The sequence below is a fragment of the Marichromatium sp. AB31 genome, from assembly GCF_003718685.1.
GTDB lineage: Bacteria > Pseudomonadota > Gammaproteobacteria > Chromatiales > Chromatiaceae > Marichromatium > Marichromatium gracile.
In genome coordinates this window covers 39,335-50,966 of the sequence record NZ_RHFI01000023.1, presented here as the reverse complement: position 1 = coordinate 50,966, position 11,632 = coordinate 39,335, and the positions used below count along the sequence as shown (strand labels likewise).

At 70.9% G+C, this 11,632-nt stretch carries 7 protein-coding genes; 4 read left to right on the top strand and 3 right to left on the bottom strand.

Annotated elements, in window-relative coordinates; genetic code table 11:
• Both EBL84_RS13970 and EBL84_RS13965 read left to right on the top strand, forming a co-directional pair.
• Nucleotides 1-1,163 (top strand): tetratricopeptide repeat protein (locus EBL84_RS13970; protein WP_123141378.1); only part of this gene is annotated, 1,163 nt, incomplete at its 5' end.
• Nucleotides 1,160-2,899: a BatD family protein gene (locus tag EBL84_RS13965; protein WP_123141377.1), complete on the top strand. Its 1,740-nt coding sequence runs from the start codon at nucleotides 1,160-1,162 to the stop codon at nucleotides 2,897-2,899. The genes EBL84_RS13970 and EBL84_RS13965, both read left to right, overlap by 4 nt.
• A gap of 4 nt (nucleotides 2,900-2,903) precedes the next feature.
• Here the strand turns inward: EBL84_RS13965 and folK are convergent, their stop codons facing one another.
• Nucleotides 2,904-3,425 carry a 2-amino-4-hydroxy-6-hydroxymethyldihydropteridine diphosphokinase gene (gene folK, locus EBL84_RS13960; protein WP_123141376.1) on the bottom strand — a complete coding sequence of 174 codons (522 nt, stop codon included), beginning with the start codon at nucleotides 3,423-3,425 and terminating at the stop codon, nucleotides 2,904-2,906.
• Nucleotides 3,426-3,612: 187 nt separating this feature from the next.
• On the opposite strand from folK, the gene EBL84_RS13955 reads away from it, so the two are divergent.
• Together EBL84_RS13955 and EBL84_RS13950 are read left to right on the top strand one after the other, a co-directional pair.
• Nucleotides 3,613-5,619 carry a methyl-accepting chemotaxis protein gene (locus tag EBL84_RS13955; RefSeq protein ID WP_223807023.1) on the top strand — a complete coding sequence of 669 codons (2,007 nt, stop codon included), beginning with the start codon at nucleotides 3,613-3,615 and terminating at the stop codon, nucleotides 5,617-5,619.
• Between the two features lie 145 nt (nucleotides 5,620-5,764).
• Nucleotides 5,765-7,414: a diguanylate cyclase domain-containing protein gene (locus EBL84_RS13950; RefSeq protein WP_123141374.1), complete on the top strand. Its 1,650-nt coding sequence runs from the start codon at nucleotides 5,765-5,767 to the stop codon at nucleotides 7,412-7,414.
• 12 nt (nucleotides 7,415-7,426) lie between these two features.
• Here EBL84_RS13950 and EBL84_RS13945 read toward each other — a convergent pair whose 3' ends face one another.
• Nucleotides 7,427-9,868 (bottom strand): response regulator, encoded by a 2,442-nt coding sequence (locus EBL84_RS13945; RefSeq protein WP_123141373.1) that lies wholly within the window; start codon nucleotides 9,866-9,868, stop codon nucleotides 7,427-7,429.
• Between the two features lie 57 nt (nucleotides 9,869-9,925).
• Nucleotides 9,926-11,611: a DNA repair protein RecN gene (recN, locus tag EBL84_RS13940; protein WP_123141372.1), complete on the bottom strand. Its 1,686-nt coding sequence runs from the start codon at nucleotides 11,609-11,611 to the stop codon at nucleotides 9,926-9,928.
• Between the last annotated feature and the right edge of the window lie 21 nt (nucleotides 11,612-11,632).

Here is an 11,632-nt window from a genome sequence, read left to right as displayed (position 1 = left end):
ATCTCCCCGGCGGCGCGCCGCTGCCGCTGGCCGAGGGCGGGCTGGCCACCGACGCCGAGGGCGCGGTGCGCCTCGCCCCCTTCACCCCGGAGGCACTGCGCAGCCTCGCCCGGGTCGGTGGCGGGCGCTATCTGGAGGCGCGCGCCGATGGGCGTGACACCGAGCGCCTGCTCGCCCTCGGCGACCCGAGTCCGGGCGAGCACGAGCAACTGGTGGCGCGCTGGCGCGACCAGGGTCCCTGGTTGCTGCTCGCGCTGCTGCCGCTGGCGGCGCTGGCCTTTCGTCGCGGCTGGCTGTTGCTGGTGGTGGTGCTGGTCTGGCCCGCGCCGCCGGCGCGCGCCGATGGCTGGGATTGGCTGTGGTGGCGTCCCGACCAGCAGGGCGCGCGGGCGCTCGCGGCGGGGGACGCCGCCGGCGCGGCCGAGCACTTCCGCGATCCGGCCTGGCGCGCCACCGCGTTGCAGCGCGCCGGTGATCCGGCCGCGGCGCTGGCGGCGCTCGCCGGGGTGACGGGGGGCGAGGCCGAGTACAACCGGGGTAACGCGCTCGCTCGGCTCGGTCGGCTCGACGAGGCCGCCGCCGCCTATCGCCGGGTGCTCGAGAGCGACCCGGACCATGCCGATGCCCGTCACAACCTCGAACTGGTCGAGACCGCGCGTGACCGGACGCCGCCCGAGGACGCTGATGATCCCGGTGGCGGTGACAGCGATGGGGATGACGATTCAGCGGATGGCGCACAATCCGAGCGCCCGTCGGACGGGCCTGCGGACGACGCGCCCGCCTCGGAGGATGAAACCGAGCCCGATGCCCGCCGAGATGAGCCGCCCGCGCTGCGCCCCGAGCCCCCCTCGACCAGTGAGGACGGGGCGGACGACGATCCCGATCCCGATCCCGATCCCGATCCCGATCCCGATCCCGATCCCGATCCCGATCCCGATCCCGAGTCCGAGTCCGAGTCCGAGTCCGGTGCCGAGGACGGCGGGACCGGGCGCGGGGCGGAGACCGAGGCGGCGGGCGCGCGCGAGGCCCCCGACGCCGATCTCGGCGACGAGCGCGAGCGCGCCCTCGATGCCCAGCTGCGGCGGGTGCCGGACGATCCCGGCGGGCTGCTGCGTGAACGCTTTCTGTTGCAACACCTGCGTCGGGAGGGCCGTCTGCCGTGAGACCCTGGTCGCTTGTCCTGCTCATCCTCCTGCTCGTCGGCTGCTCGCTCGGCGCCCTGGCGCAGTCGGCTGAGCTGCGGCTCGATCTCGAGCGCCAGCGCCTGGCGCTCAACGAGACCCTGGTGGTGCGGCTGATCGCCGATGGCGGGCTCAAGGGCGAGCCCGATCTGCGCCGGCTGGAGCAGGACTTCGAGGTGCTCGAGCGCAGCCATGCCGAGCAGATGCGGATCATCAACGGCACGATCTCGCGGCTGCGGGTATGGACCCTGGTGCTGGCGCCGCGTCATCCCGGGGTGATCGAGATCGCCCCGATCACGCTCGGCGCGGCGCGCACCGAGCCGCGCCGGGTGGAGGTGGTGGAGGCCGGGGCGCGGCGCGCTGCCGAGCCGGGAGCGCCGCCCCTGGCCCGGGTCGAGGCCGCGGTCGAGACCGCCGCCCCCTATGTGCAACAGGCGTTGGTCTATCGGGTGGCGATCCTGCTACGCGAGCGCCCGCTGCAGGCGGCGCTCTCGGCGCCGGTGGCCGAGGGCGCGATCGTCGAGCCGCTGGGCGAGGACCGGAGTTCCCGCGCGGTGGTCGACGGCGTCGAGTACACCCGGGTCGAGCGCCGTTATCTGCTCATCCCCCAGCACAGCGGGGCGCTGCGGGTCGAGGGGCCGCGGCTCGATGTCATCTTCGCCGCCGCGCCCCGTCCGGGGGCGCTCTATCGCGACTTCCCCAGCCTCTCGGGTTTCGGCGCCGGCGGCGGCGAGCGGCGGCTGGTCGAGCGCGCCGAGACCCTGACCCTGCAGGTGCGAGCGCGCCCGGACGCCGCCGTCGGGCCCTGGTTGCCCGCGAGCGCGGTGCGGCTGCGCGAGGACTGGGCCGAGACCCCGCCGCGCGCGGTGGTCGGCGAGCCGCTGACGCGGGTGCTGACGCTGGAGGTCGAGGGCGCGAGCGCCACCCAGCTCCCCGAGCTGGTGCTGCCCGAGGTCGAGGGCGCGCAGCGCTACCCCGGTCGTCCGCGGGTCGAGGACGGGCTCGCCGCCGGCGAGGTGCGCGCCAGCGCGCGCCACGAGATCGCGCTGATCCCGACCCGCCCGGGTCCGCTGCACCTGCCCGAGGTGCGTCTGGTCTGGTGGGACCTGGTCAACGATCGCCCGCGCGAGGCGGTGATCCCGGCGCGCACCCTGGAGGTCGCGCCGGCGCCCGGCGCGGCGCTGCCCTCGCGCCCGGCCTCGGCGGCCGTTGCCGAGACGGTGGTGGGGGACGGACCGGTCGCGACCGATGAGGGTGGGCAGGGCTCGGCCGGGTCCGGTCCCTGGCCCTGGGTTGCGTTGGTGCTGGGGCTGGGGTGGGCGGCGACGCTGATCTGGCTGTGGTGGCGCCGTCGTGCCGGGGGCGAGGCGCCGGTGGCACCGCCGCGCGCCTCGGTGGATCTCGGCGCGGCGCGGGCCAGGGTGGAGGCGGCCTGTCGCGCCAACGATCCGCGCGCCGCGCGCGCAGCGCTGCTCGATTGGGGGCGGGCGCGCTGGGGCGCGCGGGCGCCGGCCGGGCCGGTGGAGCTGGGGCGGCGGCTCGGTCGCCCCGGGCTGGGCGCAACCCTGGCCGCGCTCGAGCGTGCGCTCTATGCCCCGACGGGCGAGCCCTGGGACGGGGCGGGCTGCTGGGCGCGGCTCGCGCCGGCGCTGACCGACGCCTCGACCGAGACCGCGCGTGCCACGCCGCTCGCGCCGCTCTATCCCGGCGCGGGCTGAGGGCTCAGGCGGGTTCGGCGAGACCGTCGGTCTCCGGCTGAGGGATCCGCTCGATGATCTGGCGGTAGCTCACCGCGTCGCGCAACGCCTGCAACGGGCCGAGCGTGGGGTGATGGGCCTCGGGGGCGATCTCGAGCAGCGGGATCAGCATGAAGTCACGCTGGTGCAGACCGGGGTGGGGGAGTTCCAGGTGCGGCAGCGTCAGCACCCGATCGCCGTGCAGCAGCAGGTCGAGATCGATGGTGCGCGGACCGTTGCGCACCGTGCGATGACGGTTGAGGCGCTGTTCGATCGTCTGAGTATGTTCGAGCAGGGTCTCGGGCTCGAGCGCGGTCTCGACCTCCACCACCAGGTTGATAAATTCAGCCTGGTTCTCAATTCCCCAGGGTCGCGTGCGATACCAAGACGAACGGTGCTTGAGCCGCGTCTGCGGCATTGTCTGGAGCAGCTCCAGACTGCATATGATGTTCTGGGTCGGCGCGATGTTCGACCCGATCGAGATGAATGCCTGTAGTTCCGGGGGCATGGTCCGCCTTCCTCTGTCGTGGCCCGAGACAAACGAGCATGGTAGCTCAGCGGCCTGGTTCTGCGTCGCTGTTATGTCCGTGAAAACGGCTTCGGGCATGTCGCTATCCGTTTCGTACACAGAACAACCGATCGATAGCTTGCTATCGTGACGAGGGCCCGCAGTCATGCTGAACCGATTGACGATGATGCAGAAGTTATTGGTCACCCTGATCCCGGTGACCATTGTGGTATTGCTCGGGGTGATCCTATTCGTGCGCGACGTGGTGCGCGATTCGGCCACCGAGCAGGCCATTGCGCTCTCCCAGGAGGTCGCGCGCGCCCAGGGCGTGGAGCTGGCCAGCTCGGTGCTGGCCGAACTCGAAGGGGTAACCGCGCTGATGAGCGTGCTCCATGCCCGCGACGAGATCCCGGTTGGGGTGCGTCGCGACTATTTCTCCGAGCTGCTGCAGTCCTATCTGCGCGACCACCAGGAGCTGGTCGGCGCCTGGATGGTGTGGGAGCCCGATGCCTTCGACGGTGAGGACGGACGCTTCGCCGGCACCGAGGCGCACGATGCCACGGGTCGCTTCATCCCCTACTGGTATCGCGACGGCGAGACCATCGGCACCGAGATCCTCGAGGACTACGAGAGCCGCGATTATTACCGCCTGGCCAAGCAGAGCGGCAAGACGGTGGTGCTCGATCCCTATCTCTACGCGCTCGGCGGCGTCGATCAGCTGCTCACATCGATCGCGGTGCCGATCCTCGAGCAGGGTCGGGTGGTCGGCGTGGTCGGGGTCGATCTGCTGATCTCCGATCTCCAGGCCCAGGTCGCCAAGATCCGCCCCTTCGACGGCGTGACTGCGCTGTTCAGCGGTACGGGGACGGTCATCGCCCACCCCGACGAACGCCGTCTCGGCAAGGATCTGCGCGAGACCGATACCGACGTGCTCGGCGAGGACATGGGACGCTTCGTCACCGCGCTCGAGCGTGGCGAGTCCTTCGTCACCCAGCGCTGGAGCGACAGCCTCGATGGCGAGGCGCTGGTCATCTCCCAGCCGCTGGCGCTCACCGGCACCGAGCAGCACTGGACCATCGCCATGGCCTTGCCGGTGAGCAAGGTGCTGGCGCACGTCAACGCCATGATCACCAAGGTGGTGCTGATCGGCCTGGTCGGGCTTGCGGTGATGAGCGCGCTGATCGTGCTGCTCAGCCGCAGTCTGGTGCGACCGTTGCGCGGCGTGGTCGGCGCGCTCGAGGACATCGCCAGCGGCGATGGCGACCTCACCCAACGTCTGCCGGCCGAGGGGCGCGACGAGGTGGCGCAGCTGGCGACCGCCTTCAACGCCTTCGTCACCCGCATCCACGATCTGGTCCGTCAGGTCAGTGGCGCCACCAGCCAGCTCGCCTCGGCCGCCGAGGAGTTGTCGGTGACCAGCGACGGGACGCGTGAACAGGTCCAGCACCAGCACGCCGAGACCGATCAGGTGGCCACCGCGATGAACGAGATGACCGCCACCGTCCAGGAGGTCGCGCGCCATGCCAACGACGCGGCCAAGGCCGCGCGCGAGGCCGATCGCGAGGCCACCGAGGGCGCCGGGGTGGTGCGCGAGACGATCGATGCCATCGGTCTGCTGGCCAACGAGGTCGAGCAGGCCGCCGGGGTCATCCACCGCCTGGAGTCCGACAGCGACGAGATCGGCAAGGTGCTCGACGTGATCCGCGGTATCGCCGAGCAGACCAATCTGCTCGCGCTCAATGCCGCGATCGAGGCCGCGCGCGCCGGCGAGCAGGGACGCGGCTTCGCGGTGGTGGCCGACGAGGTGCGCAACCTCGCCAGTCGCACCCAGACCTCGACCAAGGAGATCCAGGCGATGATCGAGCGCCTGCAGGAGGGGGCCAACAGCGCCGTCGGTGCCATGGAGCAGGGGCGCGTGCGTTCGAGCGAGACGGTCGAGCAGGCCACCCGCGCCGGCCAGTCGCTGACCACCATCGCCGGGGCGATTGCGCAGATCAACGACATGAACACCCAGATCGCCAGTGCCGCCGAGGAGCAGAGTGCGGTGGCCGAGGAGATCGATCGCAATGTCGCCAACATCGCCCAGTCGGTCGACACCACCTCGCAGACCTCGGGTCAGATCGCCGCCTCCAGCGACGAGCTGGCCAAGCTCGCCGCCGAGCTGCAGGAGATGGTCGGCCAGTTCAAGGTCTGAGCCAGGGCGCGGGGCGGTGGCTCTCGCCGTCCCGCGCGCCGCCCGCCGACTGGCACCCGAGGGTGGGGCGGCGTACCATCGCGCCAGTGCCGTGAATCGGTTGGGGCGGCAATGGTGGTCGGGTGTGTGGTAGGACGAGAGCCTGGTGCAAACGGGACAAGATGCTGAACGTGATGGCGGGGGGGAGCGACAGGACCGGCTGATTGCGCACTCGCTGACCCTGTTCTTCGCGATCTTTCTCGCCATCGCCGCGGTGATCGGCGGTCTCGGCGCCATCTTCTACCAGTCCGAGGTCAAGCGCTATCTCGAGAACACCGCCGAGCAGGAGCGCTATCGCATCGAGCTGCTGCGCTATCTCGTCCACGGCACCTTCGACGACGTCATCGGCGACCTCTTCGTCCTCGCCGGTCAGAACGAGCTCGAATGGCTGCTCGTTGATGGCGACACGCAACACCTGCGCTCGGCCATCGCCGACGAATATCTCGCCTTCTCCACCCTCAAGGGGGTCTATGACCAGTTGCGCTTCCTCGATCTCGAGGGGCGTGAGCGGGTGCGGGTCAACTACAACGACGGTGCCCCGGCGGTGGTGCGCAACGCCGATCTCCAGGACAAGCACCATCGCTATTACTTCACCGCCAGCCTGGCGCTGCGTCGCGGGCAGGTCTATGTCTCGCCCTTCGATCTCAACATCGAGCACGGTGGCCTCGAGCGTCCGCTCAAGCCGATGATCCGGCTCGGCACCCCGGTGTTCGATGCCGTCGGCAACAAGCGCGGCGTGGTGCTGATCAACTATCTCGGCAAACATTTGCTCGATCGTCTGGCCACCGCCGGTGCAGCGATGAGCGGTGAGCTTGCGCTGCTCAACGCCGATGGCTACTGGATGCTCAGCCCGCGCAAGGACGATACCTGGGGCTTCATGATCCCGGAGCGCGCGGCGCGGCGCTTCGACAACGACTATCCGCGCGAGTGGGCCTTGTTGCGCGCGCACGAACAGGGTCAGGTCCGTACCGACAACGGGCTGTTCACCTTTGCCGAACTCCATCCGCTGGAGCCGGGACGTCGACTCGGTGTCGGTCATCTCGCGCGCACCGCGCCGGGCACCGAGCGTTATGTCTGGTATCTGGTCTCGCAGGTCCCGGCGGCGGTGATCGAGCATCACACCGGCGGGCTGCTGACGCGGTTGCTGATGCTCGGCGCCGGGGTGTTGCTGGTGATCGCGGTCGGCTCCTGGTACCTGGCGCTCGGCATCATCCGTCGGCGTCTCTACGAGTCGCTGCTGGTGACGCTGGCGCACTATGATCGACTCACCGGGTTGCCCAACCGGACGCTGTTCTTCGACCGGCTCGAACGGCTCCACGAGAGCGCGATGCGTTACGGGCGGCGCTACGGCCTGCTCTATCTCGATCTCGACGGCTTCAAGCAGGTCAACGACACCTTCGGCCATCATGCCGGCGACCGGCTGCTCGAGCAGGTTGCGGTGTTGTTGCGCCAGGGGGTGCGTCGCGCCGATACCGTCGCTCGGCTCGGCGGCGACGAGTTCGCCATCCTGCTCTCCGAGGTCGGTGACGCCGATGCCGCGCACCAGTTCGGCAACAAGCTGATCACGCTGATCGGTGATGCCGAGCAGCTGCACTATCAGGGGGTGCGAGTCGGGGCCAGCGCCGGGATCGCCATCTATCCCGATCACGCCAGCTCACCGGAGCTGTTGGTGCGCCGCGCCGATCAGGCGATGTACGCGGCGAAGAAACGGGGCAAGAACAAGTGCGTGGTGTGCCGGCGGCTGGTGCTGTCCTGAGCCTGCTGCCGTTCAGCCCTCGCGGGTGCGCCGCACCCAGCCGGTGAGGGTGTTGTAGAGCTCCTTGAGCCCGAGCGGCTTGCTCAGATAGTCGTCCATCCCGGCATCGAGACACTGCTCGCGATCACCGGGCATCGCCAGCGCGGTCAGGGCGATGATCGGGGTGCGCCGCAGCGCCGGCGCCTCGCGCAGCCGTCGGGTGGTCTCGAGCCCGTCCATGCCGGGGATCTGCACGTCCATCAGGATCACGTCCGGTCGGCGCTCGCGCGCGAGCGCCAGCGCCGCCTTGCCGCTACGGGCGGTGGCGACCGCGCAGCCGCGGATGCGCAGATAGGTGGCGATCATCTCCTGGTTGCTCTCGTTGTCCTCGACCAGCAGTACCTGGACCTGGCCGAGTGCGTCTGCCTCCGCGGCCTCGTCGTCGCCCGCGGCGTGGCTCCCGGGCTCGTCGCCGGCCTCCTGCGCGGCCGGATCCCAGGGCAGCACGATGTCGAAGCGGCTGCCGGCGCCGGGCTCGCTCTCGACCTCGATGCGCCCGTGGTGCAACTCGGCCATACCCGCGGCGAGCGCCAGCCCCAGCCCGCTGCCGTCGTACTGGCGCGAGGGCCGGCTGTCGAGCTGGACGAAGGGCTGGAAGAGTCGCTCGCGCTGGTCGGGGGCGATGCCGACGCCGGTGTCCCAGACACAGACATGGACCTCGCCCCGGGGGGCGTCGGCGCGTACCTTGAGCCCGATGCGGCCGCCCTCCGGGGTGAACTTGACGGCGTTGCCGAGGAGGTTGACCAGCATCTGCTTGAGCCGCCGGCTGTCGCCCTGGACCAGCCGCACCGCCGGGTCGATGTCGGTGGCGATGGCGATCGACTTGCGCTTGGCCGCCGGGCCGATCAGCCGCAGGCTCGCCTCCCACAGCTGGTTGACCGGGATCTGGTCCCAGCGCAGCTGCATCTGTCCCGAGGCCACCCGCGACATGTCGAGGATGTCGTTGATCAGCTCGAGGAGATGGGCGCCGTTCTCATGGATGGTATGGATGGCGCGCGCCTGTTGCGCGGTGAGCGGCCCGAGCAGGGTGTCGCCGATGGTCTCGGAGAGTCCGAGGATGGAGGTCAGCGGGGTGCGCAGCTCGTGGCTCATCGCGGCGAGGAACTCGTCCTTTGCACGGGCGCTGCGCGCCAGCTCGACATTGGCGCGATCGAGTTCGGCGGTGCGCTCGAGCACCCGCTCGGCGAGCAGCGCGCGCTCCTCGGCGAGCGCCTGATGGGCGTTGCGCAGCGCCAGCTCGGCGCGCTTGCGCGCGGAGATGTCGGCGAAGGTGACCACCGCGCCGACCAGGCTGCCGTCGCGATAGATCGGGTTGGCGTGGTACTCGACCGGGATGCTGGTGCCGTCGGCGCGCCAGAACACCTCGTCGTCGACCCGCGCCGGGGTGCCGTCGCGGTGGGTGCGCGCGGCCCTGCAGTCGCGCGCGGCATAGGGACTGGCATCGAGGCGTGAGTGGTGCAGGGTCTGGTGCATGTCGCGTCCGTGCAGCGCTTGCGGCGAGTCGTAGCCGAGCATGCGCGCGCCGGCGGGGTTGCAGAAGGTGCAGCGGCCCTGGGTGTCGACGCCGTAGATGCCCTCGCCGGTGGACTCGAGCAGCAGGCGGAAGCGCGCCTCGCTCTGGCGCAGGTGCTCCTGGGAGTTGGCGAGATTCTCCTGCATGTGCTTGAGGGCATGGAGCATCTGTGCGTGCTCGTCGTTGCCGCTGACCTGGATCTGGGTGGAGAAGTCGCCGGCGCTCACCCGCCGCGCGATCGCCGTTGCGGTGGCGATGGGCTGGCCGATGGTGCGATCGAGCAGCCAGATCAGCGCCGCCACGGCCACGCTCATCACCCCGAGCACCAGCGCCAGCACCTTGAACTCGGCGGCGCGTGTCTGGCGGTCGATGGCGGCGATCTGGATGCGCTCGTGGGCGCGCGCCTCGGCCACCAGACGATCGATCAACTCGGTCGGCTCGCGGTCGATGCCGCGCACGTCGCGGTCGACGCTGAGCTGGGCGGCGGGGTCCTCTGCGCGATAGTGATCGAGCGCGTCGCGATAGGCCGAGCCGAGGCGCAGGTGGGCGGCGAGGAAGCGCTCGGCGCTGGCGCGCACCCGCGGGTCGTGGTCGCGCAGCAGCTCGAGCAGCCGGGCGACGGCGGCACGGGTCTCGACCTCTTCCTGCTCGAACTGTGCCAGATAGCGCTGGTAGAGCTCGGGGTCCTGGCCGCGCAGCAGGATGTTCTTCCACTCCTGCACCTGGGTCTTGAAACTGACCTGGGCGGTGAGCGCGGTGGTGACGATCTGCGAGCTGCGGGCGCGGATCTCGGACTCGCGATCGGCGGCCTGCTTGTGGAGATGGAAACCGTAGAGTCCGACGGCGAGATCGACGATGAGGATGGCGATGAGTCCGCCGGCGAAGCGTGTGCGTACGTTCATGTGCGGTTCGTCGGGGCGCTGGGTGGCGCCCGTGCGATGGCGACCTCTGGGCGGGTTTCAGGATGGAGGCGTGGCGGCGGCGCGGTCGAGCATCTCGCTGGCGTGGTCGCGGGTGCGGCGGGTGATCTCGGTGCCGCCGAGCATGCGCGCGATCTCCTCGATGCGCGCCGAGTCGTCGAGCGGATCGATCCGGGTGTGGGTCTCGCCCTCGCGCCGCTCCTTGCGCACCCGCAGCTGGCGGTGGGCCTGGGCGGCGACCTGGGGCAGGTGGGTGACGCAGAGTACCTGGCGCTCGTCGCCGAGGCGGCGCAGCAGCCGACCGACGATCTCGGCCACGCCGCCGCCGATGCCGACGTCGACCTCGTCGAAGACCAGCGTGGGGATGCGCCCGCAGGCGGCGGTGGCGACCTGGATGGCCAGGCCGATGCGCGAGAGTTCGCCGCCGGAGGCGACCCGGGCGAGCGGCTGCAGCGGCTGGCCGGGGTTGGCGCTGACCATGAAGGTGATCCGCTCCAGCCCGCCGGCTGCGGCGCGCTCGGTGGGCAGGGGTTCGAGCGCGACGGCGAAGCGACCGCCGGCCATGCCGAGCTCGCCCATCGCCGTGCTCAGGGTCTCCTCGAGACGCGTGGCGGCGGCGGTGCGCGCCTCGCCCAGTGCCTCGGCGCCCTGGAGATAGCGCCCCCAGGCCGCCTCGCGCGCCTCGGCCAGCCCGGCGAGCGCGACCGAGGCCTGTTCGAGCGCGTCGAGTTCGGCGCGGCGCTCGGCGAGGTATTCGGGCAGCTGGGCGGGAAAGATGCGATGCTTGCGCGCCAGGGCCTGGAGCTGTTCGAGCCGGGCCTCGACCGTGGCCAGGGCGTCGGGGTCGAGCTCCAGCCCGTCGAGATAGTGACGCAGCGCCGCGGCTGCCTCGCCGGCATGGATGCTCGCCGTCTCCAACAGTTCGCGGGCCTCGCCGAGCGCGGGGTCGATGGCGGCGAGATCCTCGATCTCGGCGAGGGTGGTGGCGAGCTGATCGCAGATCGTCGGTTCGCCCTCGGCCAGTGCCTGGAGTACGGTGGCGGTGCCGCTCTGGAGCTGTTCGAGATGGCTGAGACGGCGCTGCTCGCCGTCGAGCTGTTCGAGCTCCGCGGCATCGATCGCCGCCGCCTCCAACTCCTCGACCTGGAAGCGCAGCAGCTCGAGGCGCTCGGCGCGGCTCTGCGCCTCCTGCTCGGCGCGCTCGAGGGCGCGGGCGTGGTCGCGATAGGCGCGGAAGTCGGCGGCGACCTGCTCGGCGAGCGCACGGTGGCCGCCGTAGGCGTCGAGCAGGTCGCGTTGGGCCTCGGCGCGCAGCAGCGACTGGTGGGCGTGCTGGCCGTGGATGTCGACCAGCAGCTCGCCGAGCTCGCGCAGTTGCGCGGCGGTGGTGGGGTGGCCGTTGACATAGGCGCGCGAGCGCCCCTTGGCCACCAGCAGGCGGCGCAGGATGCAGGCGTCCTCGTCGCCCTCGAGCTGGTGGGCGCGCAGCCAGTCGCGCGCGGCTGGGTTGGCGCCGAGATCGAAGCCGGCGACGATCTCGGCGCGCGTGCAACCGGGACGGATCATCGTCGTTTCGGCCTTGTCGCCGAGGGCCAGCCCGAGCGCGTCGATGAGGATCGACTTGCCGGCGCCGGTCTCGCCGGTGAGCGCGCTCATCGCGGCCTCGAACTCCAGCTCGACGGCGCTGACGATGGCCAGGTCCCGGACCATGAGATGGGTCAACATGCCGCGCAGCCTCCGTGCTCG